Origin of the sequence: Xenorhabdus thailandensis (assembly GCF_037996785.1) — a bacterium.
In the GTDB taxonomy this organism is placed as follows: domain Bacteria; phylum Pseudomonadota; class Gammaproteobacteria; order Enterobacterales; family Enterobacteriaceae; genus Xenorhabdus; species Xenorhabdus griffiniae.
This window is the reverse complement of the sequence record NZ_JBBMXF010000012.1, coordinates 268,949-292,801: the sequence shown is the minus strand read 5'-3', so window position 1 is coordinate 292,801 and position 23,853 is coordinate 268,949. Positions and strand designations below refer to the sequence as shown.

At 42.8% G+C, this 23,853-nt stretch carries 21 protein-coding genes and 3 pseudogenes; 13 read left to right on the top strand and 11 right to left on the bottom strand.

Features of this window, described 5'->3' with window-relative positions; all coding sequences use genetic code 11:
* Nucleotides 1–34: 34 nt before the first annotated feature.
* Nucleotides 35–616, bottom strand: a complete 582-nt coding sequence (lpcA, locus tag AAC853_RS11615) for a D-sedoheptulose 7-phosphate isomerase (RefSeq protein ID WP_074020173.1) — start codon at nucleotides 614–616, stop codon at nucleotides 35–37.
* A 255-nt stretch (nucleotides 617–871) separates the two neighbouring features.
* On the opposite strand from lpcA, the gene fadE reads away from it, so the two are divergent.
* On the top strand, nucleotides 872–3,319 hold the full coding sequence (gene fadE, locus AAC853_RS11610) for an acyl-CoA dehydrogenase FadE (protein WP_340614661.1): 2,448 nt from the start codon (nucleotides 872–874) through the stop codon (nucleotides 3,317–3,319).
* 481 nt (nucleotides 3,320–3,800) lie between these two features.
* On the opposite strand, the pseudogene AAC853_RS11605 reads toward fadE, so the two are convergent.
* The 3 genes and pseudogenes from AAC853_RS11605 to lysA all read right to left on the bottom strand — a co-directional run bounded on the left by AAC853_RS11605 (nucleotide 3,801) and on the right by lysA (nucleotide 7,043).
* Nucleotides 3,801–4,912: pseudogene (locus AAC853_RS11605) on the bottom strand (multidrug effflux MFS transporter).
* Between the two features lie 591 nt (nucleotides 4,913–5,503).
* Nucleotides 5,504–5,593: pseudogene (locus AAC853_RS17865) on the bottom strand (transposase DNA-binding-containing protein); the annotation flags it as partial.
* 172 nt (nucleotides 5,594–5,765) lie between these two features.
* Entirely contained in the window at nucleotides 5,766–7,043 is a 1,278-nt protein-coding gene (gene lysA, locus AAC853_RS11600; protein ID WP_340614660.1) for a diaminopimelate decarboxylase, read from the bottom strand.
* Between the two features lie 135 nt (nucleotides 7,044–7,178).
* On the opposite strand from lysA, the gene AAC853_RS11595 reads away from it, so the two are divergent.
* Nucleotides 7,179–8,108, top strand: coding sequence for a LysR family transcriptional regulator (locus AAC853_RS11595; RefSeq protein ID WP_340614659.1), 930 nt, complete (start codon nucleotides 7,179–7,181; stop codon nucleotides 8,106–8,108).
* Here the strand turns inward: AAC853_RS11595 and AAC853_RS11590 are convergent.
* Nucleotides 8,091–9,005 carry a LysR family transcriptional regulator gene (locus AAC853_RS11590; protein ID WP_340614658.1) on the bottom strand — a complete coding sequence of 305 codons (915 nt, stop codon included), beginning with the start codon at nucleotides 9,003–9,005 and terminating at the stop codon, nucleotides 8,091–8,093. The two genes, AAC853_RS11595 and AAC853_RS11590, sit on opposite strands and share 18 nt — an antisense overlap.
* A 140-nt stretch (nucleotides 9,006–9,145) precedes the next feature.
* Between AAC853_RS11590 and AAC853_RS11585 the strand changes: the two genes are divergently transcribed.
* A complete protein-coding gene (locus AAC853_RS11585) occupies nucleotides 9,146–10,030 on the top strand; it encodes an MBL fold metallo-hydrolase (protein WP_340614657.1) in 885 nt (294 codons plus the stop codon).
* Between the two features lie 702 nt (nucleotides 10,031–10,732).
* Here the strand turns inward: AAC853_RS11585 and AAC853_RS11580 are convergent.
* Entirely contained in the window at nucleotides 10,733–11,167 is a 435-nt protein-coding gene (locus AAC853_RS11580) for a prepilin peptidase (protein ID WP_273558897.1), read from the bottom strand.
* 450 nt (nucleotides 11,168–11,617) lie between these two features.
* On the opposite strand from AAC853_RS11580, the gene rsmE reads away from it, so the two are divergent.
* The 4 genes from rsmE (at nucleotide 11,618) to ruvX (ending at nucleotide 14,408) form a co-directional block, all read left to right on the top strand.
* A complete protein-coding gene (rsmE, locus tag AAC853_RS11575; RefSeq protein ID WP_338883033.1) occupies nucleotides 11,618–12,349 on the top strand; it encodes a 16S rRNA (uracil(1498)-N(3))-methyltransferase in 732 nt (243 codons plus the stop codon).
* Nucleotides 12,350–12,358: 9 nt separating this feature from the next.
* Nucleotides 12,359–13,318, top strand: a complete 960-nt coding sequence (gene gshB, locus AAC853_RS11570; RefSeq protein ID WP_340614656.1) for a glutathione synthase — start codon at nucleotides 12,359–12,361, stop codon at nucleotides 13,316–13,318.
* Nucleotides 13,319–13,425: 107 nt separating this feature from the next.
* On the top strand, nucleotides 13,426–13,989 hold the full coding sequence (locus tag AAC853_RS11565; protein WP_340614655.1) for a YqgE/AlgH family protein: 564 nt from the start codon (nucleotides 13,426–13,428) through the stop codon (nucleotides 13,987–13,989).
* On the top strand, nucleotides 13,989–14,408 hold the full coding sequence (ruvX, locus tag AAC853_RS11560) for a Holliday junction resolvase RuvX (RefSeq protein WP_189758030.1): 420 nt from the start codon (nucleotides 13,989–13,991) through the stop codon (nucleotides 14,406–14,408). Before AAC853_RS11565 ends, ruvX begins: the two co-directional genes overlap by 1 nt.
* 60 nt (nucleotides 14,409–14,468) lie before the next feature.
* Here the strand turns inward: ruvX and AAC853_RS11555 are convergent, their stop codons facing one another.
* Nucleotides 14,469–15,467: a type IV pilus twitching motility protein PilT gene (locus AAC853_RS11555; RefSeq protein WP_273558888.1), complete on the bottom strand. Its 999-nt coding sequence runs from the start codon at nucleotides 15,465–15,467 to the stop codon at nucleotides 14,469–14,471.
* A 22-nt stretch (nucleotides 15,468–15,489) separates the two neighbouring features.
* Here AAC853_RS11555 and AAC853_RS11550 point away from each other — a divergent pair, with 22 nt between their 5' ends.
* The 5 genes from AAC853_RS11550 to hemW all read left to right on the top strand — a co-directional run bounded on the left by AAC853_RS11550 (nucleotide 15,490) and on the right by hemW (nucleotide 19,424).
* Nucleotides 15,490–16,185 (top strand): YggS family pyridoxal phosphate-dependent enzyme, encoded by a 696-nt coding sequence (locus tag AAC853_RS11550; protein ID WP_340614653.1) that lies wholly within the window; start codon nucleotides 15,490–15,492, stop codon nucleotides 16,183–16,185.
* Nucleotides 16,186–16,224: 39 nt separating this feature from the next.
* Entirely contained in the window at nucleotides 16,225–17,046 is an 822-nt protein-coding gene (proC, locus tag AAC853_RS11545) for a pyrroline-5-carboxylate reductase (protein ID WP_273558884.1), read from the top strand.
* A gap of 32 nt (nucleotides 17,047–17,078) precedes the next feature.
* Nucleotides 17,079–17,642: a YggT family protein gene (locus AAC853_RS11540; protein WP_273558882.1), complete on the top strand. Its 564-nt coding sequence runs from the start codon at nucleotides 17,079–17,081 to the stop codon at nucleotides 17,640–17,642.
* Between the two features lie 65 nt (nucleotides 17,643–17,707).
* On the top strand, nucleotides 17,708–18,301 hold the full coding sequence (locus tag AAC853_RS11535) for an XTP/dITP diphosphatase (RefSeq protein ID WP_340614848.1): 594 nt from the start codon (nucleotides 17,708–17,710) through the stop codon (nucleotides 18,299–18,301).
* Nucleotides 18,294–19,424, top strand: coding sequence for a radical SAM family heme chaperone HemW (hemW, locus tag AAC853_RS11530; protein WP_340614651.1), 1,131 nt, complete (start codon nucleotides 18,294–18,296; stop codon nucleotides 19,422–19,424). The genes AAC853_RS11535 and hemW overlap by 8 nt, the downstream gene beginning before the upstream one ends.
* A 43-nt stretch (nucleotides 19,425–19,467) precedes the next feature.
* On the opposite strand, the gene AAC853_RS11525 is transcribed toward hemW, so the two are convergent.
* Together AAC853_RS11525 and AAC853_RS11520 are read right to left on the bottom strand one after the other, a co-directional pair.
* The gene (locus tag AAC853_RS11525; protein WP_273558878.1) at nucleotides 19,468–20,019 is read right to left on the bottom strand and encodes a LeuD/DmdB family oxidoreductase small subunit; all 552 of its coding nucleotides are present in this window, start codon (nucleotides 20,017–20,019) and stop codon (nucleotides 19,468–19,470) included.
* Nucleotides 20,016–21,314 carry a 3-isopropylmalate dehydratase large subunit gene (locus AAC853_RS11520; RefSeq protein WP_340614650.1) on the bottom strand — a complete coding sequence of 433 codons (1,299 nt, stop codon included), beginning with the start codon at nucleotides 21,312–21,314 and terminating at the stop codon, nucleotides 20,016–20,018. The genes AAC853_RS11525 and AAC853_RS11520 overlap by 4 nt, the downstream gene beginning before the upstream one ends.
* A gap of 223 nt (nucleotides 21,315–21,537) precedes the next feature.
* Here AAC853_RS11520 and AAC853_RS11515 point away from each other — a divergent pair, with 223 nt between their 5' ends.
* Nucleotides 21,538–22,455: a LysR family transcriptional regulator gene (locus tag AAC853_RS11515; RefSeq protein ID WP_338883041.1), complete on the top strand. Its 918-nt coding sequence runs from the start codon at nucleotides 21,538–21,540 to the stop codon at nucleotides 22,453–22,455.
* A gap of 46 nt (nucleotides 22,456–22,501) precedes the next feature.
* Here AAC853_RS11515 and AAC853_RS11510 read toward each other — a convergent pair whose 3' ends face one another.
* Nucleotides 22,502–23,281, bottom strand: a complete 780-nt coding sequence (locus AAC853_RS11510; RefSeq protein WP_189758021.1) for an L-threonylcarbamoyladenylate synthase — start codon at nucleotides 23,279–23,281, stop codon at nucleotides 22,502–22,504.
* Nucleotides 23,282–23,321: 40 nt separating this feature from the next.
* A pseudogene (locus tag AAC853_RS11505) lies at nucleotides 23,322–23,772 on the bottom strand (YbhB/YbcL family Raf kinase inhibitor-like protein).
* Nucleotides 23,773–23,853 lie beyond the last annotated feature (81 nt).

The following is a 23,853-nucleotide window of genomic DNA, read 5'->3' as shown; positions in this document are numbered from 1 at the left end:
CCTACCCCTAACGCCGATTCCTAACGAAAAGCAATCAGGCTTTTACCATTTCTTTTTCAATCAATTGAATCAAGATATGAATGACTTTGATGTGGATCTCCTGAATACGATCGGCATAACCAAAATGTGGTACTCGAATTTCAACATCTGCTGTTCCTGCCATTTTTCCGCCATCCTTGCCAGTCAGTGTAATGACTTTCATACCTTTGGCACGGGCGGCTTCAACGGCTTTAATGATGTTGCCAGAGTTTCCAGAAGTTGAAATACCCAGCAGGACATCGCCTTTCTGACCGACCGCTTCAACATAACGGGAAAATACATAGTCATAACCAAAGTCATTGCTTACGCAAGATAAGTGGCTAGGATCAGAAATGGCAATGGCCGGGTATCCCGGACGATTTTCACGGTAACGGCCTGTCAATTCTTCCGCAAAATGCATAGCATCACAATGTGAGCCACCATTACCACAGGAAAGCACTTTTCCTCCTGCCTTGAATGAATCAGCTAGCAAAACCGCCGCTTTTTGAATGGCGTCGATATTTGCATCATCATTGAGGAAGTTAGCCAACGTATCTGCGGCTTCGGATAATTCACTGCGGATCAGTTCTTGATACATGGAACTCATTCTCCTGAAAAGTCTTCGGGATTAATATAATGTCAGCCAACAAGTGTAACGGATTCCCCTATCTGAAAGAAGATATCATCACAGCTTGAAAAAATTATCGTTTGCAAAACCAACACGACTTTGTGAGCTAGATTGTAATTAAGATGTAAATATATTGATAAATGCGCTTTCCTCATCTAAAAAAGAAGAACATCACAACAGGTCAGACCTCTGACAACTCAACCTGAGATTTACAGGAGTTTTACTATGACCGCTTTCAGCATTATCTTATTTTTAGTCTTGATTGGCGGACTTTGTTACCACAAAGTCAGCATGACGCTTAGCAGCTTGCTGCTTGTTGCCTATACGTTCGTTATGAGTATAACTGGCCTTTGGAGTTATTGGTTGTTGTTACCACTGGTCATCATCCTATTCCCTCTTGTCTTTACACCTGTACGTATATCTTTATTCTCTGCACCTGGCCTAAAAGCCTTCCGTAGGGTTATGCCAAGCATGTCCAAAACAGAGAAAGAAGCCATTGATGCAGGAACGACATGGTGGGAAGGCGATCTATTCCGTGGTAACCCTGACTGGCAAAAACTGCATAACTATCCAAAGCCACAGTTAACTGCTGAGGAACAAGCATTTATTGATGGTCCGGTAGAAGAAGCCTGCCGCATGGCAAATGATTTCCAAATCACCCACGAACTGGCTGACTTACCACCAGAGCTTTGGGCCTACCTGAAAGAACATCGTTTCTTTGCCATGATCATCAAGAAAGAATATGGTGGCCTGGAATTTTCCGCTTACGCCCAATCTCAGGTATTGCAAAAACTGGCTGGCGTATCGGGTATTCTGGCAATTACTGTTGGCGTACCTAACTCTCTGGGGCCGGGTGAATTGCTGCAACACTATGGCACAGACGAACAGAAAAAACGTTATTTGCCTGGCCTAGCCCGTGGTGAAGAAATTCCCTGCTTTGCTTTGACCAGCCCAGAAGCCGGTTCAGATGCAGGAGCTATTCCTGATACGGGTGTTGTCTGTATGGGAGAATGGCAAGGCGAGCAAGTGCTTGGTATGCGCCTGAACTGGAATAAGCGTTACATCACCCTTGCTCCTATCGCCACCGTGCTGGGATTAGCATTTAAACTGTATGATCCTGATCATCTGCTGGGTGATACCGAATCATTGGGCATTACCTGTGCCTTAATCCCAACCAATACACCGGGTGTTGAAATTGGTCACCGCCATTTCCCTCTGAATATCCCATTCCAGAATGGCCCAACGCGTGGTAAAGATATTTTTGTTCCTATCGACTACATCATTGGTGGACCTAAAATGGCAGGCCAAGGCTGGCGTATGCTGGTTGAATGTCTGTCTGTTGGTCGTGGCATTACCTTGCCATCCAACGCAACAGGGGGATTAAAGAGCGCAGCTATGGCAATCGGTGCTTATTCCTATATTCGCCGTCAATTCAAGTTGCCTATCGGTAAAATGGAAGGTATCGAAGAACCATTGGCACGTATCGCGGGTAATGCTTACGTGATGGATGCGGCTGCAACCATGATCACCAGTGGTATCATGTTGGGCGAAAAACCTTCAGTTCTGTCTGCTATCGTGAAATACCATTGTACGCACAGAGGCCAACGTTCCATTATTGATGCGATGGATATCGCTGGCGGCAAAGGTATCTGTCTTGGACCCTCTAACTTCCTTGCTCGCGGTTATCAAGGGGCACCCATTGCTATCACTGTTGAAGGTGCGAATATCCTGACCCGCAGCATGATCATCTTTGGTCAGGGTGCAATCCGTTGCCATCCTTATGTACTGGCTGAAATTGCCGCCGCAGAAAGCAACAATGTGAAACACTTTGACAAAGCGCTGTTTGGTCACTTAGGTCATGTTGCCAGTAACACGCTGCGCAGCCTGTGGCTTGGTATCACCAAAGGCAGAACCAGCCGTTCACCAGTCAATGATGCAACTCGCCGTTACTACCAACAAATCAACCGCTTAAGCGCCAACCTTGCCCTGCTCTCTGATGTTTCAATGGGCGTATTGGGAGGCAGCCTGAAACGCCGTGAACGCATTTCAGCACGTTTGGGGGACATTCTGAGTCAAATCTTCCTGGCTTCTGCCACGTTGAAACGCTATGAAGACGAAGGACGCCAGAAAGAAGATTTCCCATTGGTGCAATGGGCAGTAGAAGATAGCCTGAATCAGGCTGAACATGCTATGAATGACTTGCTACGCAATTTCCCCAATCGTTTGGTTGCAGGTTTGATGCGATTGATTATTTTCCCATTGGGACGTGTACATACTGCACCATCCGATAAATTGGATCACAAACTGGCTCAGATATTACAGACTCCTTCCGCAACTCGTAGCCGGATTGGACGTGGGCAATATCTGACACCAAGCAAACATAACCCTCACGGGTTACTGGAAGAAGCATTGCACGATATCATCGCCGCAGAGCCAATCCATGTTCGCTTGAGCCGCGAAGCAGGTAAGACACTGAGCTTCACCCGTCTGGATAAATTAGCTGAACAGGCTCTGGCTGAAAACAAAATCACTCAGGAAGAAGCAGAGATCCTGAAACGTGCCGAAATCAGCCGATTGCGTTCAATCAATGTCGATGAATTTGAGCCGGATGCATTTGCTGTACCCCATGCAGCAAAAAAGCCTGAAAGTCAGCGTCAAGATAAAGCCGCCTGATGCTGATGCTGACCAGAAAACCTGATTTATACAAATATGGGATAAAAAACGGGGCAACAACGCCCCGTTTTTATTCATAAAATACCACCTACTCTGTAGGTATTTAATTATGAATAAAGTATATGGAATATACTATTCTGATGTTCTTTCCTATATAAACAGAAGAATTATTAATCTAAAAAGAAATTGAAATGGTTAAAAAAACTCTTTTTGTTGGTACTATTATCTTTTAAGGTGTTAGCCTTTGAAGAATCTACTGAGATTATGTGTTTTGCTTCATATGGTGAAAAACCAATAAATAAAAAATATATCACGTTGTACTCAGAATTTGTGTTCATCCCCTTTTTGTATATATGCGTTAAAAGTGAGGAAAACGGTGATATGATTTATCGCGTATTATTTTGTAAAATTAAAATTATTTAGGTATCCACCATCACGTAATATTACCTCTATATTGTTAACCACTTTATTCTTTCTTAATTTACTTTCTAATTTTTGTTTCTTTATCACCGATTAAATAAATTGAGCTGCCGACAAGAGCAATAATAGTGATAATAATTGCTACTTTCATTGGATCATGGTGAGATATATAACCGATAAGGAGTGATGCTAATCCTGCACTGCCCAATTGTAATGTTCCCATCACCCCAGAAGCAGTTCCTGCAATTTGTGCATTTGTAGCGATTGCCGATGCCGTACCAAGTGGTAGCAAAAAACCATTGCCGAAAGTCAATATTGCTATTGTTATCACAGAGGTTAACAATGGATAAGGACTTAAAAACATTTGTATTGTGAAAGCAATACCTCCAACGGCAAAGAATATATAGCCACGAGAGATCGTTTTTCGCAAACTTCGTTGATGACTTAATTTCTTAGCTGTCATATTACCCAATACATAACTCAAAGAGAGTATGATATAAGTGTAGCCAATATATTTCTCTGGTAACCCCATAGTTGTAAGAATAAAAGGTGATTCTATCAAATAAGAAAAATATGCCGCATAAGCAAAACAAGGTATTGTTGCATAATAGAGAAACTCTTTATTTATGAGTAAATAATAAGTATTATTAAATACACTCCTAACATTCAATTTTTGACGTTTTTCTACAGGTAGTGATTCTTTCAATATAAATAAACTTAATATAAGTGTGACTGTTATAAATAAAGTCAGGAATAAGAAACAAGCTTTCCAGCCATAATGTTCATTAAGGACTCCACCGATCATTGGTGCTACTGCTGGTGACATCCCAACAAAAGGAAAGATGATTAGATACAAACTCGCAGCCTCTTCCTTCTCCATTAAATCATTAATGATGGCACGACTTAATGTAATACCGGCGCAAGCTCCTATCCCCTGAAATAAACGCAACAACAACAATTCACTGATATGTGTGCTGTAGAAAATACAAACAGTAGAAATCAACCACATCATAATGCCAAAAAGGAGAATTTTCTTCCGAAACAATCACTCAATGGACCATAAATAAGTTGAGAAAAAGCTATGGAAAATAAAAATATAGCTATCGCACTTTGTATATTAGATTCACTAACGTTGTAATACTCCCCCATTTTACTCAAGGCAGGAAGAAATATATCTGATGAATCAATCCCCCCATAGAAAGAAAAGCCATTAACACAATGAACAATATAGAGTAAAATTTATTTTTCATAGAAAGTTAATCAGTTGATATAGAATGCATGTATGTTAGAGCCAAATAATCATAGAAAAAATAAACAGTCATTCAACGAAAATAAAACACATGATAAATAGAATAATATTCTATATTTTTTAAAAAAAGTCATCACAATAACATAATTTTAATTTTAAGGTTGAATTCGATTTTTCATGATGAATAATCACAATTAGAACAACAACATTTATACAAGTGAAAATAATTCAATCTTAAAATAATAAAAATTAAAATTCATTTTTATATACCAATCTAACTTCAAGATGCGTGTGATATCTCCCCGCTTCGCGGGGAAATATTAGGTTTCATATAATGTTGTCAATGCCAACTTGAAGTTTAATGCGTATAAATACTTAAACAAGTAAGAACATAAGGGATTTTTCAAATATGCAATATGGTGTATCACATGGACTAAGATGAAAAATTGGTCGCTAGATAGAAAAGGGTTCTTGTTCATGGGACAATAATCACTATCCGCAGGTGTTTTGAGTGATTACACCATAGATTGCCCTATATGATTGGCTAAAGAGGCGGTGAAATTGATGAGACATTTTGTTCGTCGGCTGTCGCCTAGATTTGCTCGATTAAACGTTTCATAGGGTCACTGTTCTGCGTTAGTTTGAAACATTTTACCGTACCAATGCAATATTGATTATTGAGATCAGAAAAGTGGATAAAAACTCAAAAAAATCCCCTGATTTTTTCTCAGGGGCTTTGTATATGAAAAAATAGGGCTATGCCAAAGGATACTTATTTTAAATGGCTTCCAGCAATAATAGCTCTTCGATTGTCTGGCGACGGCGGATCAAACGCCCCTCTCCCTGAGTAAACAAAATTTCAGGGATCAAAGGGCGGCTATTATAATTTGAAGACATAGAAGCACCATAAGCGCCGGTATGGTGAAAAATTAGATAATCCCCAACACTAACAGGGGGCAACATGCGTGATACAACCTCTCCACCTTCCAACTGTGTAAACACATCGCCTGATTCACATAACGGTCCCGCAACGATGGTTTCTAACAAGGTAGTTTCTAACGATGTGGTTTCCGACAGCGCGTTTACCGACAATACAGAAATAGGGTGATAACTGCCATACATCGCCGGGCGCATTAAGTCATTGAAACCCGCATCCACCAGCACATAATGCCGATTGCCCATAGATTTAACTGCCCGTACTTCCGCCATCAAGATCCCAGATTCCGCCACCAGAAAACGACCAGGTTCAATTTCCAGCTCAATGTGATGCCCTAGATGCTGCTCAATACGTTGGCGAGCCTCATGCCACAAGCTGTAATAATGTTCGGTATCGACTGATTCTTCACCCTCCTGATAGGGAATGGATAAACCACCGCCTGCGGAAATGGCTTGAATATCCTCCCCGCATAGCATGACCTGCTCTACCATAGCATTACAGACATTGGCAAGATGCTGATAATCCACCCCTGAACCAATGTGCATATGCAGTCCCACTAATTTCAAACCATATTGATGAATTTTTGCAATTGCCAGAGGAAGATCCTGAAACCAGATCCCATGTTTGCTATTTTCGCCGCCAGTATTGGTCTTTTGGCTATGCCCATGCCCAAATCCGGGATTAATGCGTAACCAAACCGGATGTCCAGACTGACGTTCACCTATCTGTGCCAGCATATCAATAGAACCGGCATTGACCGGAATATCCAGCTCAATAACACGCGACAAGGTTGCCTCATCGATCACATCCGCAGTGAATACAATTTCTGATTTATCGCGACCAGGCTGAAAACCGGCATAGAGCGCCCGCTCGATTTCTCCCAATGACACTGCATCAACTTTCACGCCCTGCTCTCTTATCAAGCGTAAAATATGGGTATTGGAACACGCTTTCTGTGCGAACCGAATAACATCAAACGGTTTTAATTTTGTGATTTGTTTGATGATGTTATCGCCATCATAAACCCACAATGGTGTTCCATACTGCATAGGTAAACGGAGTAAATTATCAGGGGTAAAATGTCCCTCTGAGTCATAAGTGAAAGTCGATATAGTCATTGCAGTGTCGTCTCATAAAATCAGCAGATCCTTCATTATTGGCAATAATCAGGCAGGAATAAAAATATCTATTTAGCCATAATCTATTCATTTGTGATATGGTAATGACTATTTTTTACCCAAAGAGACAAATCTATGCATTCCTGTTCATGGCGACATATTGAAATTTTCCATGCTGTAATGACCACTAACAACCTGACTGATGCAGCATTACTACTGAAAACCTCTCAACCCACCGTCAGCCGTGAACTTGCACGCCTTGAACAATTATTGAAACTGAAATTGTTTGATCGCATCAAAGGGCGTCTGTTTCCCACCGCGCAAGGATTACGTCTATTCGAAGAAGTGCAACGCTCTTATTATGGACTGGAAAGAATAATTAATACGGCTGACAGTATCCGACAATTTGAACAGGCGCAGTTATCCATCGCTTGCCTGCCAATGTTCTCCCAATCTCTGCTGCCAAAAGCCTGTTGCAGTTTTATCGAACATTATCCTGAAGCCAGATTGACCATCGTTCCACAAGAATCTCCCCTTTTGGAAGAATGGCTTTCAGCACAACGCCATGATATTGGTTTAACCGAACATTTGCAGACGCCGGCAGGTACTGAACGAGAAACGTTGATCACCTTAAATGAAGTTTGTGTCTTACCCATTAATCATCCGCTCAGTCAAAAATCACAACTAACGCCAGCAGATTTTCACAATCAAAAATTTATCAGCCTCTCGATCACAGACAGTTACAGGCAACTGATTGATACAATCTTTACGGAGCATCAAATCAACCGCAAGATAGTAATGGAAACCCATAGCGCAGCTTCAATTTGTGCCATGATTAACGAAGGTATTGGCCTGTCTATCGTAAACCCGCTCACTGCATTGGATTATTTAGATAACAGCGCAAAGATTTGCATTCGGCCATTCAGTATCGACATTCCATTTACAGTCAGTTTAATCAAACCCATACATCGCCCCTCCTCAGAGCCTGTAGAGGCTTTCATTACACATCTAAAACAACAGGCTGCTCTATTTGCCGAAAAACTGGCATTAGCGTTTCAACATTAATTGCTGCCAATGGGGTGATGTAGCAAACCAATCCACCAGAAAATCTAACAGTGCACGCAAAGTCGCTGGCATATTCTGGCGGCTGGTATAAATGCCATAGATCTCCATAGCCTGGGGTTGGTAATCAGGTAGCAGCTCAACTAACTGCCCTGACATCAAATAAGAAGAAACAGAATAGTAAGGCTGCATTGTAATTCCAGCTCCCTGCAAAGCAGCTTTCATTAATACGGTGGATTCATTGGCACTCAACGTACCACTGACAGGGACTGAATAGTGCTCATGCTGTTTTTCAAATACCCATAAACTCTTGCCGAAAAAGTTATAGTTCAGGCAGTTATGTGCTGTTAACTCCATAGGATTGTTGGGAATAGATTTTCCTGCTAAATAAGACGGCGCAGCACAAACAATGGAATGGCAAGTCGATAATGGGCGAGCGATCAGATTTGGCTCCAAATTATTGGTAATACGGATCGCCAAATCAATGCGTTCTTCTATTAAATTGACGGCTTTATTATCCATTTGCAGATTGACGGCAATGTGCGGATATACCCGCATAAATTCAGGAATAGCAACTGCCAGCGCACTAACGCCCAACGATTGGGAACAACTCACTCGCAACAATCCCTTCAAGGTTTGTGTTTCCAAAGATTGCTGTACAGGTATTCCTTCCGTCAATTCCATTAATTTAAGGCTACGTTGATAAACACTCTCACCTGCCGAAGTCAGGCCAATTTTACGTGTTGTACGATGTAATAAGCGAACTCCTGCCCACTTTTCCATTTCAGCCAAATATCGCGATACCATTGCCCTCGACATATCCAACCGTTCCGCTGCTGCAATCAGGCTACCCTGTTCAACAATCGCAATAAACACTTGTGTTGCGGTGATCCTATCCATTTCGGTCAACCTGTTTTTTGCCTTAATTAGCTCGATTTATGCAACAAATAGTTGCTAGTTATGGGGTTTTTAAATCGAAATATGCAACTTATTATACACGCCATTCAAGCATATAAACTTTTTGCTATAGGAATTCGACGATGGCTCGCAAAACAACATTCAACATCGCTCTGGCAGCGACACTCTCCTTGGGGATGGCATCACTGGCTCAAGCAACCGATCTAAAATTGGATATCTACAACCCAGGTGAAAGAGGCGTCTTCCCTGTTTCTTCCGAAATTATCAGTGGTGATCATGAAGTTGTCCTGATTGATGCCCAATTTAAGAAAAATGATGCACAAGAGCTGGTAAAAATGATCCAGCAAACCGGCAAAAAATTGACAACGATCTATATCAGCCAATCCGATCCTGATTTTTATTTTGGCCTTGATGTGATCACCGAAGCATTCCCTGATGCCAAAGTTATCGCATCACCAGAAACCATCAAAGCGATCAATGAAACCAAAGATGGTAAGCTGGCTTATTGGGGTGGAATTCTTGCAGATCAGGCTCCCAAAAAGATCGTCGTACCAGAACCACTGGAAGGAAACACCTTCACTGTCGATGGTGAAAAACTGATTGTTGAAGGTTTAGATGGTCCAGCCGCAGATCGTACTTTTGTCTGGGTTCCTAAATTAAAAGCCGTTGTGGGTGGTGTGACTGTTTCTGACAATATCCATGTATGGATTGCAGATACCCAGACCAAAGCATCACGCCAGCATTGGCAACAAACATTGGATCGCATCAAGAGCCTGCAACCTAAAACTGTTGTACCAGGCCACTATTTAGGGAATTCATCAATGACATTGGACTCAGTGACTTTTACCCAGAATTATCTGACCACACTGGAAAAAGAGTTACCGAAAGCAAAAGATTCCAATGTGCTAATTGCAGCCATGAAAAAACACTATCCAGATTTGGCTGATGAATCCAGCCTTGAGCTCAGTGCCAAGGTATTAAAAGGCGAAATGAAGTGGCCTCAGTAAGTTAAAAATCATCATGGGCGTTGCGAATAGTAACGCCCGTATAACAATATTTAAAATATTACCATAATGCTCCACCAATCTAATTTTAATGAATCCAAAACGCCAAATAAAAAATAAAACACCAGCTCCAACTATTAATAAATTAAGTATCAAAATTCATTTTAATACATTATATTTACCCATATAAAACCAATAAGAAATTAATTTTTAAAATGAAAAAACCCATTAAATAAACACAATTCTTTTTGAATTGATGTGATATTTAGCGCTTTTAAAGAATTTGAAATAATTAATAAACTTAAGTTGTGATCAATAATCCATAATCCAATAAATCAGCTTGAATAAAAATCTCACTTTTTTTAAATTTGCAGTCAGCGGAGAGATAAGCCAGCAGCCTAGAGCTAACCAGATGCTTCCAACATCTAGAATATGCAAGGCATGCAGCTTAAAGCCAACTAGATGCTTCTAACGTCTAGCGCATACAGGATAAACAGCCTAAACCAACTAGATGCTTTTAACATCTAACTACACAGGATGCGCTGCTCAAGCTAACAGATGCTTCCAATGTCTGGCATATGCAGAAAAGCAGCTTAAACCAACTAGATGCTTTTAACATCTAGCCTGTACAGAATGTGTATCGTCGGTTAGGTTCCGGTTCTCTCCGCCACTTTTTATCTATTTTCCCCACTTTGCAAATGGATACTATACTCTGCCAATACCATACCCCAGCAATACTATCGCAGATAAACATAAATAAGGCCCAAATGCGATAAACTCAGGAAAAGATTTTCTTTTCATGCCAATTATTACAAATCCAAATATCCCCAATAATGAAGCCATTAGCATCAATATTGGTATCATTTCCACACCCAACCAGGCACCGATTGCTGCGGTTAATTTAAGATCACCATAACCAATTCCTTCCTTATTTAAGGTATATCGACACAACCAATACAAAAACCATAAAAAAAGATACCCTGATATGGCGCCGTATATTGCACTCTTTATCGAAACCAAGTTACCATCAATATTAACCAAAAGACCTAACCATAATAAAGGAAGAGTGATAATATCAGGCAAGCAATATGTTTTTATATCGATAACAGCCAATAACAATAAGGTACTACAGAAAAACATAATTATTATATAATCCACATTAATTAAAATAGCACCCTTCCTTTTATCACCGATGAAAAATTAAAATCTATTTATACCCATCTCACTTCAAGATACGTGTAATTTCTTCCCGCTTCGCGGGGAAAAATCGTGTTGTAAATTGCAACTTGAAGTTTAATGCGTATATAAATAACATCCCTGTTATTGCCTTCTTTCCTTATTTCCTGACTACAATCAGAACAAGATGAATATTAATTTTTCACCCCAGATATTGGCAATAAAAATTTAGCCGAAAAAGCTATTATAAAATAAATATGCGAACCCGATCGCAAGGAAATATCTTGTATTCCTTAAACCAAGAGATAACTTGATCACGCAAACAACGCTCATTTATCATGACGATGAATCAATTTTGTCATATGGTTGTTTGCGCCATACCGGAAGAACCCGGAAAAAGAAGGAAAGAAGAATATGCGAATTCCCCGCATCTATCACCCTGAACTGCTCTCAACAGGAGTGGAAATTTATTTGAGTGATGATGCTGCCAATCACGTTGGTCGCGTGCTTAGAATGAGTAACGGGCAAGCGTTGCAACTCTTTGATGGCAGCAATCAGGTTTTTGATGCAATCATCACGGAAGCCAGTAAAAAAACGGTTAAAGTGTCTATCCTTGATGGCAAATTATCTGATCATGAATCCCCATTAAACCTGCATCTGGGGCAGGTCATGTCCCGTGGTGAAAAAATGGAATTTACAATCCAAAAATCGGTTGAATTGGGTGTCAATACGATTACACCCCTCTTGTCTGAACGTTGTGGCGTCAAACTGGATATAGAAAGGTTGGAGAAGAAATTACAACAATGGAAAAAAATTGCCATTTCTGCCTGTGAACAGTGCGGACGTAACCGAATCCCTGAAATCCGCCCTGTTATGTCACTGGAAACCTGGTGTGCAGAAAACGATGGCAGCCTAAAATTGAATCTACATCCTCGTGCCAGCCATAGCATTAATACCCTCCCACTTCCTGTGGAAAAAGTGCGCCTGCTGATTGGCCCTGAAGGGGGATTGTCTGCCGAAGAAATAGAAATGACAGCAAAATATCAATTTACTGATATCCTGTTAGGGCCTCGCGTCTTGAGGACAGAAACGACGGCACTTACCGCAATTACCGCATTGCAAGTACGTTTTGGTGATCTGGGTTAAGGAGAAAAAATGATCAAGCTCGGTATTGTGATGGATCCTATTTCATCCATCAACATCAAGAAAGACACTAGTTTTGCCATGCTGTTGGAAGCACAAAAACGCGGGTGGGAAATCCATTATATGGAAATGCATGATCTCTACCTGCATCAAGGGGAGGCTCGCGCCCGCACACGTTTGCTCACAGTAGAAGAAAATCCACAACAGTGGTATCAGTTTGGCAGTGAGCAAGAAATCGCTCTCGATACTTTGCACGTTATCTTGATGCGCAAAGATCCTCCTTTTGATACTGAGTACATCTATGCGACCTATATTCTGGAAAGGGCTGAAGCCAAAGGCAGCCTGATCGTTAATAAGCCCCAAAGCCTGCGCGACTGTAATGAAAAACTATTTACTGCCTGGTTCCCTGAATGGACACCCGATACACTCGTTACCCGCAGTGCCAAAAAACTACGCGAATTCCACCAAAAACATGGCGATGTTATCTTTAAGCCTTTAGATGGTATGGGAGGCGCTTCCATTTTCCGTCTGAAACAAGATGACGCCAATGTCGGCGTTATTATTGAAACACTGACTGAACATGGCAATCGTTATTGCATGGCACAAAATTTTCTGCCGGCCATTAAAGATGGAGATAAACGCGTACTGGTTGTTGATGGTGAACCTGTACCTTATTGTCTTGCCCGTATCCCTGCTCAAGGGGAAACCCGTGGTAATCTGGCGGCAGGTGGTCGTGGAGAAGCACGCCCATTGTCAGAAAGCGATTGGGCAATTGCCCGTGCAGTTGCACCAGTGTTAAAGGAGAAAGGATTAATTTTTGTTGGGTTGGATATCATTGGCGATCGTTTAACTGAAATCAACGTAACCAGCCCAACTTGTGTACGTGAAATAGAAGCGGCATTCCCAGATATCACCATTACTGGCATGTTGATGGATGCTATCGAAAAACGATTGGAAAAACAGATAGAATAACAGGCTAAACAACGTTCGTTTCCTGACAATATTTGCCATTTATAATAGGAGCCCACATACTGTGGGCCAGTCATTCTTACATTGCCAAAATAATTATCAGAAAACACATGAATCTACAGCATCATTTTCTTATTGCCATGCCTTCGCTCTCTGATCCTTATTTCAATCGTTCTGTAGTTTATATCTGCGAACATGATCAAAACGGAGCGATGGGCTTAGTTATCAATAAGCCAATAGCCAGAGTTTCTATCGAAAGTATCTTACAAAAATTAGATATCACCCCTAAAGATAGAGACAGTACGATCAATCTCAACCAGCCAGTGATGGCGGGTGGTCCTCTGTCTGAAGAGCACGGTTTTATTTTGCATACGCCGCAATCAGGTTTCAGTTCCAGTATTCAGATCTCTGAACACACCATGATCACAACATCCAAAGATATGCTGGAAGCGCTGGGTACATCACGCCAACCGAAAAATGTTTTAATGACACTTGGATACTCAAGCTGGGAAGCCGGTCAGTTAGAAAGGGAAATTATGGAAAACAGTTGGCTTACTGTCAGCGCTAAACCTTCCATTATTTTTGATACCCCTATCGCTACCCGCTGGCATGAGGCAGCTTCTTTACTGGGAGTTAATATTTACAATCTCTCCTCACAAGCAGGACATGCCTGATGAAAAACCGTACAATCATCGCCTTTGATTTTGGAACTCGCAGTATTGGCGCTGCCATCGGGCAAGAGATCACCGGTACAGCCAGGGCATTGACCTCTTTTAAAGCTAACGAAGGTTCCCCTAATTGGGAACTTATTGAGAAACTACTTAAAGAGTGGCAACCCGATCTGGTTATTGTTGGCCTGCCACTCAATATGGATGGCACAGAACAACCCGTCACCGCACAAGCCCGTAAGTTTGCCAATCGCATACATGGCCGTTTTGGGGTACAAGTTGAACTGCATGATGAGCGATTAACCACCGTGGAAGCACGCTCTCACCTTTTTGATCACGGTGGCTACAAGGCACTGAATAAAAGTAAGGTTGATGCCACTTCCGCTGTTATTATTCTGGAAAGCTGGTTTGAACAGCAGTATTAGTAAAAGCACTATTCGTAATAGCCATACTCATCATTAGGCATGGCTGTTACCGCAAGCGGTTTATTCCAGCAACCCCAACGACTTACGTTGTTGTTGGCTTTGTGCGTAAGTCTGCATACCGCAAGCAGCGCCTGTCTGCATTAATGATGTTATTTGATGATTTTTGCCTTCCCTTATCAAATGACTAACAGCCTGATTGATGACCAAAACTTCGTAAATAGCCACCCTGCCTCCCCCTTTAGCAGGAAGCAGCTGCTGAGAAATAACGGCCTTTAAACTTCCAGCCAACTGACTACAAATCCACCCTTTTTCTTCTGCGGAAAAAACATCAACCAGGCGATCTATCGCCTGAATGGCGCCACGAGTATGCAGCGTCGATAACACCAAATGCCCCGTTTCAGCCGCAGTCAGAGCCAACCTGATCGTCTCCTTATCCCGTAATTCTCCTAGCAGGATCACATCAGGATCTTGGCGTAATGCTCCTTTCAGTGCGGTTTGATAATCCGTGGCATCCTTACCAATCTGCCTTTGCTGTATCAAGCAATTCCGGCTTTGGTGAACAAATTCTATGGGATCTTCCAGTGTGATGATGTGCTTACAAACATGGCTATTCAACGCATTAATCATAGCTGACAGCGTCGTGGATTTACCGCTTCCCGTCGCACCTGTCACTAATATCAATCCACTCATCTCCTGCAAGGTAAGGTGCTGGATGATGTCAGGCGCATAGAGTTGTTCCAATGTCGGGCACTTATTCTCAATCAGTCGCAATACTAATGATAAATGAGATTGTTGATAGAATAGATTTCCCCTGAGTCGCCGTTTATCTGGCATAGTCACCACAAAATCGACATGACCGTGCTGATGTAACTGCTGTTTCTGCGTATCCGATAATATTTCTTCACTCCACGTGATAAGAGTATTAGGTTGAATTTCCTCACATTGTCTCTGTGGGTATAACACACCATTGATACGCAAAACCGGCACTTGCCCGACACAAAGATGCAGATCGGAAGCATTATGCTTTACACTAAGGGACACCCATTTTTCCATATTCATTTTTTTATCTCCTGAGTCAACTATGAACAATATCGAACAAAATCTTCACGATGTCAGGAACCGCATGACACTTGCAGCGCAAAAATGCGGACGTTCTCCAGAAGAAATTACCTTGCTTGCAGTCAGTAAAACCAAACCTGTGGATGCCATCGCAGAAGCCATCGCCAATGGCCAGCGGGAATTTGGTGAGAATTACGTGCAGGAAGGGGTTGAAAAGATCCAATACTTTAATAACCATGACGATTTAGTGTGGCACTTTATTGGCCCATTACAATCTAACAAGAGCCGTCTGGTTGCAGAAAATTTTGATTGGTGTCATACCGTTGACAGGGCAAAAATTGCCCAACGTTTAAACGAACAACGTCCTGAAAATAGGTCGCCTCTTAATGTCCTGATCCAGATTAATATTAGTAGAGAAGAGAGCAAGTCAGGCATTTTACTGGAAGAGTTAACCAAATTGGCTGCAACTATTGATGAGTTACCTAATTTGGTATTGCGCGGCTTGATGGCAATACCGGCACCGGAAAGCAACTTTGAACGCCAAATAGCCATTTTTCGCCAAATGGAAAAAGCCTTGATTGAACTAAAAGCGCAATATCCCCAAGTTGATACACTATCAATGGGCATGACGGATGATATGGAAGCCGCTATTACTTGTGGTTCTACACTGGTTCGGATTGGAACGGCAATATTCGGTGCCCGTCGGTACAAGTCTTAACATACCTGAAATTAACTGATTAATAGACGAGATTATCTAGTGGAAAATCGTAAAATCACCTTTATTGGCGCAGGTAATATGGCTCACGCCATCATTGCCGGGTTAGTCAGAAAAGATTATCCTGCCGAACTCATCACTGTCTGTTCTCCAACAACCACCCGCCGTGATGTACTGGCAAAAGAATATGGCATTAATAGTCAAGGCGATAATATTCGTTACGCACAAGAAGCCGATGTCATCGTCTTGGCGGTTAAACCGCAAATGATGGCCGAAGTTTGTGGATCACTGCATTCATACGTCGATTTCAGTGGAAAACTGGTTATTTCTATTGCTGCTGGTATTCCAGTGTCCCGTTTTTATACCTTTTTGCAGGATAATCTTAATATTATCCGCATCATGCCAAATACCCCTTCGCTTGTAGGACAAGGGATGAGTGGATTGTTCGCACCTGAGTATGTCGGGCAAGCTGATCGCGACTTTGCAGCATCGCTAATGCGCAGTGTCGGGAAAGTCTGCTGGGTAAATGATGAAAACGGTATCAACGATATTATCGCCATCGCAGGCAGTGCTCCTGCTTATTTCTTCCTGTTCATGGAATCGATGCAACAAGAAGCGGAACGTCTGGGATTTGACAGTGAAACAGCCAGGGAACTTGTTCTGCAAGCAGCCACAGGTTCAGCTAAACTTGCTGAAACGCAAAAAGATCTTCCTTTTGCTATCCTGCGAGAGCAGGTAACATCTAAAGGCGGTACAACGGCTGAAGCATTGCGCATTTTTTATGAAGGCAAGCTGCCTGAAATGGTGTCCAATGCCATGCAAGGAGCCATCCGCCGAGCACAGGAAATGGAAAAATTATTTTAATTCAATTGGTTTAATTCAATCAGGGCTGCTACATGCAATTCTTAAATTTCGTCTTTTTCACCGTTCTGGATTTATATATTGCCGTTTTACTGCTGCGTGTCTGGATGCAGTGGGCACGTTGCGATTTTTATAATCCATTCTCACAATTTATTGTTAAAATCACCCAACCTGTGGTGCGCCCATTACGCAGATTCATTCCTGCCATTGGTCCCATTGATACCGCGTCTGTGCTTTTCTCCTATCTGCTGATTCTCATCAAGATCTTGTTGCCTATATGGTTAGCCACAGGGCAATTTCTCGTTCCTTCTGGCGCCATATTCTTGTTTGGTGTGATTGAATTACTGACCGCTGCCGGAAAACTCATATTCTGGTTAGTGATTGCTCGCGCGTTATTAAGCTGGATCAGCCAGGGACGCAACCCTGTAGATTATGTCCTGATTCAATTAACTGAACCACTCATGGCACCTATCCGCCGCATTATCCCTTCAATGGGCGGTCTTGATTTCTCTGCCATGATTGTCATTCTTATTCTCTACGCACTAAATGCCCTGCGCTACGATGTAATGGGGTGGCTGGCTGCCATGTTTGCAGGCTAATGAGATAGACAGATCAATAAGATACGTAAATTAATTGGACATACAGGTTAATTAAATAAATGGCAATGCAAAAAGTTGTTCTCGCCACGGGAAATGCAGGTAAAGTACGTGAATTGGCTGATTTATTAGCTGATTTTGGCTTAGATATCGTGGCCCAAACCGAATTAGGTGTGGAGCCAGCCGATGAAACAGGCCTTACTTTTATTGAAAACGCTATCATCAAAGCCCGCCATGCCGCAGCAGTAACGGGGTTACCTGCAATTGCTGACGATTCAGGGTTGTCTGTTGACGCATTAGGTGGCGCGCCGGGCATTTATTCCGCTCGCTACGCAGGCGGTGATGCCTCCGATCAGGAGAATCTGGAAAAATTATTGCAAGCCATGCACGATGTTCCTGATGAACACCGTCAGGCTCAATTCAATTGTGTGCTGGTCTTCTTACGCCACGCAGAAGATCCTACCCCTCTGGTATTTCATGGTCGCTGGTCAGGCATGATTACCCGTGAACCGGCTGGAAAAGGCGGTTTTGGTTATGATCCTATTTTTTATGCCCCTGAATTTAACTGTACAGCTGCCGAGCTAACTCGTGAGCAGAAAAATACCGTTTCACACCGCGGGAAAGCATTAGCAATGTTGTTGGAAGCCATGCGTAATGCTTAAGTTGCCTCCCCTGAGTCTTTATATCCATATTCCGTGGTGCGTACAAAAATGTCCTTACTGTGACTTTAATTCACATGCTTTAAAAGGGGATGTGCCGCATCAGGAATATGTTGATCATCTATTGGCGGATTTGCATGTAGATCTGCCAATGATTGGTGATCGTGAGGTATCAACGATTTTTATCGGTGGAGGCACGCCGAGCCTGTTAAGTGCCGAAGGTATGCAGCGATTGCTTGATGGCGTCAGGGCTGCACTGCCAATCTCGCCGCAAGCAGAGATTACCATGGAAGCCAATCCGGGAACTGTTGAAGCCGATCGTTTCAGTGCTTATCAGCAGGCGGGAATTAATCGCATCTCCATCGGTGTACAAAGTTTCGGGTCAGATAAACTTATCCGTTTGGGACGTATTCACGGTCCAGAAGAGGCTAAACGAGCGGCAAAATTAGCTAACGGGCTTGGATTACGCAGTTTTAATCTGGATTTGATGCATGGCTTACCCAACCAGACGCTCAAGGAAGCACTGAATGATTTGCGTCAGGCTATCGAGTTATCTCCCCCCCATCTATCCTGGTATCAACTGACGATTGAACCCAATACCAGTTTTGGCTCCCGCCCTCCGGTTTTACCGGATGATGATGCACTATGGGATATTTTTTCCCAAGGCCATCAATTACTGACAGAAGCGGGTTATCAACAATATGAAACTTCGGCCTATGCCAAGCCAGGTTATCAATGCCAGCATAATCTCAATTACTGGCGTTTCGGTGATTATTTGGGGATTGGTTGTGGTGCACATGGCAAGATTTCGTTTGCGGATGGCCGTATTCTCCGTACCGTGAAAACCAAACATCCACGCGGTTACATGCAGGGGCGTTATCTGGATCAACAAAATCAGGTGGATAATGCAGATCGTCCATTTGAATTTTTTATGAACCGTTTCCGCCTGCTGGAATCGATGCCACGTCAGGATTTCAGTGATTTCACTGGGTTACCAGAAAGTGTCATTCACCCACAAATCGACGAAGCCTTGTCGAAAGGCTATATCACTGAAAGCGATACTCACTGGCAAATCACTAAGCACGGAAAACTGTTCCTGAATTCCTTACTGGAGCTGTTTCTTTAGGAAAAAAACTGCACCTTAAAATTCAGGGTGCAGTTTTTTCATACTATTTAATTCTTCCCGACGCACGAGCGTAAGAAAATAGCCCTCCGGCAGAGACAATATTAGCAAGTTCACCAATAGGATCGGTTTGATATTTTTCACCCTCTTTAAGCAAAGTAACGGTCTGGTTTTCAATATCAATCTCAATACTGTCACCTGTAACTAATTTTTCACACAAGCGCTCCTGGGCTGCAACAGGCAATAACTCTCCGGTTGAGACACAATTTCGGAAGAATATACGGGCATAAGATTGAGCAAGAACCGCTTTCACACCTGAAGCACCTAATGCGGCAACCGCATGTTCACGCGAAGATCCACAACCAAAATTCTGCCCTGCCACAATGATCGGATATTTCGCTTTTCCTTTACTTTCATCAATAAAAGGCAGCGAACCTTCCGGCAGTCCACACATCGCCAACGAAGCCAGCTGAGCATACCCTTCAGGAGTGGAAGGGTTGACCTTGAGATACTCGGCTGAGAGGATTTGGTCAGTATCAATATTATCGGTCAAGACATACACCTCACCCCGAATGATATTTTCCTTTAATTCACTCATAAAAACTCCTCAGGATTTGTTATTTGACCAGTAATCGCTGCCGCAGCAACAGAATAAGGGGAAGCCAGATAAATGTTGGCACGTTTATGCCCCATTCTGCCGACAAAATTACGATTGGTGGTGGATATCACTGATATTGGATCATTGACACGGCCAAACGTGTCTGGCGGGCCACCACAACAAGCTGCACACCCTGATTCAGAAGAAAGTTTTACGCCTGCATCGCTTAAAATTTGGTAAACAGAAACACCATCGATTTGGGTGGTAATCGTCCTATGGAAAACTTCTTTTGTTGCAGGCACGGCATACGTCGGAATAGTTACCTTATGCCCTTTGATAACGCGCGCTGCCGCAACAAAATCCTCCAGCTTGCCCCCCGTACAAGAACCAATATATGCCTGAGAAATGGCGACATTGGCTACCTGGTCAATGGAAACGACATTATCTGGCGAATGGGGTTTGGCAATCTTTGGTTGCATCGTGGAAACATCTATATTTAACACGCGGCTATATTGTGCATCTTCGTCAGGGTAGACAATTTCAAACGGGAGATTATTGCGTTCTGCCAAATAATCCAACGTCGCTCGATTGGGAACCATAATGCCGTTTTTAGCGCCGCACTCAACGACCATATTGCAAATCGTCATGCGTTCTTCTACTGATAACTCATCAATGACGTTACCACCAAACTCGATGGCCTGATAGGTCGCTCCATCAACCGTCAACTCTGACAATACGGATAAAATCATGTCCTTCGCCAAAACATGGGCTGGTTTGGTTCCGGTAAAATTGACCCGAATGGTTGTTGGCACCTTAAGAGGAATTTCTCCCGTACCTAACGCATAAGCGGCGTCAGTAATACCTAAGCCAATGGCAAATGCCCCAAAAGCACCCGCGGTCACAGTATGAGAATCTGTACCCAGTAATACCTCGCCAGGGCGAATATGCCCCCCTTCTGCGAGTCCTATATGGCACACACCCTTATAATTAGGTGTCCCGACATCATAAAAATATTTTATGTTCTGCTCAGCGGCAAATTCACGCATGACCCGAATATTTTGGTTAGCCTGTGGATCCGCTGAATAGACAAAATGGTCTGGAATTAAAATAAAGCGTTCAGGATCCCATATCTTCGCATCTTGCCCGAACTCCTTTTTAAATACACTGGCTACACCCGGTGTGCAGGGATCGTGAGACATCAGAATATCCACTTTCGCCCAAACCACTTCACCCGGAGTGACTTGTGCACGCCCACTTGCCCGTGCAAGAATTTTTTGTGTAATAGTTTGGCTCATCTCACATTGCCCTCTGAAAGATAAAAACAGACTCAATAGATTGTCATCCTAACAAGATTACGCTGCCTTAACGTAGGGAAATACCATCGTATGGTTCACTGTTTCCAGTATGGGACAGTTGTTCACAAAATGGGAAATTCTTACCCATTGAATCTGACCTATCACTACAGGATATGTGATATGTTATAGGGCAGTTCCCACGCGTAAATCATCAGGTTATTGCATGAATAATATTGAAAATCTTACCTCTATGGTGATCTTTGCCCGTGTGGTAGAGACGCTGAGTTTTACCGAAGCAGCAAAATCATTAAGGCTATCCAAATCTTCCGTCAGCCGCGAGATTGCACAATTAGAAGTAAGATTAGGTACTCAATTACTCAACCGCACTACACGTAAAATTCAAGTCACCGAAGTTGGGATGAGTTATTACCAATACTGCCAGCGGCTCCTTACCGAAGCCCAAAACGCTGAACATTTTATACGTAATTTCCATGAACAACCGATGGGAAGTTTACGCTTGATTGCTCCAGTATCCTTTGGCAGCCAATGTATTGTCCCCGCCCTGAATCACTTTGTCGCCGGAAATATTCATATCAGCGTTGATCTGGAACTAACCGACAGAACCATTAATATGGAAGAAGATCAATGTGATATTGCCATCATCATAGGGCGTGAGACGCCACAATATCCACTTGTCATGCCTTTAATTGATATCACTTGGGGACTTTATGCAACCCCAGACTATATCAACCAATTTTCGCCAATAGAGAAACCCGAAGATCTTCCTCGTTACGATTACCTGTTATTTCGTGGTCCTGCGCATACTATTTCCCTGCCATTCCGTAAGGAAAGAAATAAGCTGGATATTGAAGTGCGTAGCCGATTTCGCATCAACAACAGTGTGGCGCTAATGAATTCCGCTCTGGCTGGGGCTGGCATTGCCTATTTACCCGACTATGTTACCCATGAAGCTGTGGCAGAAGGGAAATTAGTACGGCTTCTCCCAGAGTGGGACATGGATATTTATCAAGCATGGATACTGTTTAAATCAGAGGATACGCTATCTTCGCGTGTACAACAGTTTGCAAACTCTTTACAACGCAAGCTCAGGCAAGATTTGGAGAGAGGAAAAAAAGCGTAACGACAGATATCAATGCGGGCACAACAGCACCCGCCAAAGAGATTAATCAATAGTAATTGCCGTGGCGGTAATCCCAAGTAGTGAAAATATCGGACATCATCGCCATGATTTTATGTACATCCAATCCCTTGCGGATTAATACCGGACACGGGGTAATATCACGTTGCCCTTGTTGCAGTGGAACTAATTGACCATTTTCATCGACCATTGAAACCATAACACCTTGTTCATAACGAGTTTGCTCAGTTTCATTTGGCTGAATAGATTTAACATAGTCATTGGCGCAAATAATCAGATCGGCCCGCTCTTCTATCCTCTCACCGATACATTCAACCAAACCGCGATTCCCCTTACCTGATGGATTAGCTGAGCTGGCAAAAGAGAACTTGCCATATTTTTCCCACAATTCTTTTGCCAGGATTTCGCCAGGCTTGCCAAATTTAATCACGAAACAGCTCGTACCACGCTGATCCATCATCAGTTCTTTAGAACCATCATCTGGGATACGGGCTATCGCTTCTTCTTTCCACGGCAAGATACAACCTAACAGGACGTCTTCATCCCAATGTCTTTGATAAAGTTCTTCAATTTCCGCGTTAAGTTGAGCCAGCTCTTTCAACTGTTCCAAAGAACCACATAATACAACACCGGGCTTGTTACGATTACGCTGTTTAGCCTCAAATTTACGTTCCAGACCTTGCGCATCGGATGTCATGATAATGTAGCCAACTTTGGTTGGGCAGACGATCATGCCTCCATTATTAGAAAGGATCTCTACCGCTTCCGGCTGTAATCCATAGTTCCATTGAATTTTTTTGCTGCTCATATTGATACCCCTTACTGGAAACGGAAGAATGATTAATCAGTTAACGCTGGTAGTAGCCGGTAATAGATGCTGTTGCCAGGGTATTGGCCTGGATCATAAAACGCGCAACGGCATTTGTTGTTTCAGCATCAACGCCCGGTAGTTTCTCTACCGCTAAAGCATGTACGGTGAAAATATAGCGATGGGCTTTATCCCCCACAGGTGGGCAACAACCACCGAAACCAGACAGACCATAATCATTTCTGCTCTGAGTTGTACCGATTGGTAATTGGCTACCATCACTTTGCCCTGCATTTGCAGGTAAGGATTGTGTTTCAACGGGAATATTGAAAGCGACCCAATGCCAGAAACCACTACCCGTTGGTGCATCAGGATCATAGACAGTTATCGCAAAACTTTTTTGTTCCGGCTGGTGCGTCCGCCCAGGAAAGTTCGGGGGAACGGTTATCACCATTGCCATCAAATTGATTAAATTCATGCCCTTTTTTCAGAAATCATTATTCTTAAATTCAGTTGCTAACGTAGATTTTCTGTGTCGCAAGGATAAGTCATGATTTAGCTTGATTGTTTCA

Bases quoted from the DNA above. Each gene is read 5' to 3' on its own strand.
- AAC853_RS11535 (WP_340614848.1), top strand. From the start codon at position 17,708: ATGCAAAAAGTTGTTCTCGCCACGGGAAATGCAGGTAAAGTACGTGAA.
- rsmE (WP_338883033.1), top strand. From the start codon at position 11,618: ATGCGAATTCCCCGCATCTATCACCCTGAACTGCTCTCAACAGGAGTG.
- AAC853_RS11565 (WP_340614655.1), top strand. From the start codon at position 13,426: ATGAATCTACAGCATCATTTTCTTATTGCCATGCCTTCGCTCTCTGAT.
- AAC853_RS11580 (WP_273558897.1), bottom strand. From the start codon at position 11,167: ATGTTTTTCTGTAGTACCTTATTGTTATTGGCTGTTATCGATATAAAA.
- fadE (WP_340614661.1), top strand. From the start codon at position 872: ATGACCGCTTTCAGCATTATCTTATTTTTAGTCTTGATTGGCGGACTT.
- AAC853_RS11510 (WP_189758021.1), bottom strand. From the start codon at position 23,281: ATGAGCAGCAAAAAAATTCAATGGAACTATGGATTACAGCCGGAAGCG.
- lysA (WP_340614660.1), bottom strand. From the start codon at position 7,043: ATGACTATATCGACTTTCACTTATGACTCAGAGGGACATTTTACCCCT.
- lpcA (WP_074020173.1), bottom strand. From the start codon at position 616: ATGTATCAAGAACTGATCCGCAGTGAATTATCCGAAGCCGCAGATACG.
- AAC853_RS11555 (WP_273558888.1), bottom strand. From the start codon at position 15,467: ATGAATATGGAAAAATGGGTGTCCCTTAGTGTAAAGCATAATGCTTCC.
- AAC853_RS11595 (WP_340614659.1), top strand. From the start codon at position 7,179: ATGCATTCCTGTTCATGGCGACATATTGAAATTTTCCATGCTGTAATG.
- AAC853_RS11525 (WP_273558878.1), bottom strand. From the start codon at position 20,019: ATGAGTGAATTAAAGGAAAATATCATTCGGGGTGAGGTGTATGTCTTG.
- gshB (WP_340614656.1), top strand. From the start codon at position 12,359: ATGATCAAGCTCGGTATTGTGATGGATCCTATTTCATCCATCAACATC.
- hemW (WP_340614651.1), top strand. From the start codon at position 18,294: ATGCTTAAGTTGCCTCCCCTGAGTCTTTATATCCATATTCCGTGGTGC.
- AAC853_RS11585 (WP_340614657.1), top strand. From the start codon at position 9,146: ATGGCTCGCAAAACAACATTCAACATCGCTCTGGCAGCGACACTCTCC.
- AAC853_RS11540 (WP_273558882.1), top strand. From the start codon at position 17,079: ATGCAATTCTTAAATTTCGTCTTTTTCACCGTTCTGGATTTATATATT.
- ruvX (WP_189758030.1), top strand. From the start codon at position 13,989: ATGAAAAACCGTACAATCATCGCCTTTGATTTTGGAACTCGCAGTATT.
- AAC853_RS11515 (WP_338883041.1), top strand. From the start codon at position 21,538: ATGAATAATATTGAAAATCTTACCTCTATGGTGATCTTTGCCCGTGTG.
- AAC853_RS11520 (WP_340614650.1), bottom strand. From the start codon at position 21,314: ATGAGCCAAACTATTACACAAAAAATTCTTGCACGGGCAAGTGGGCGT.
- AAC853_RS11590 (WP_340614658.1), bottom strand. From the start codon at position 9,005: ATGGATAGGATCACCGCAACACAAGTGTTTATTGCGATTGTTGAACAG.
- AAC853_RS11550 (WP_340614653.1), top strand. From the start codon at position 15,490: ATGAACAATATCGAACAAAATCTTCACGATGTCAGGAACCGCATGACA.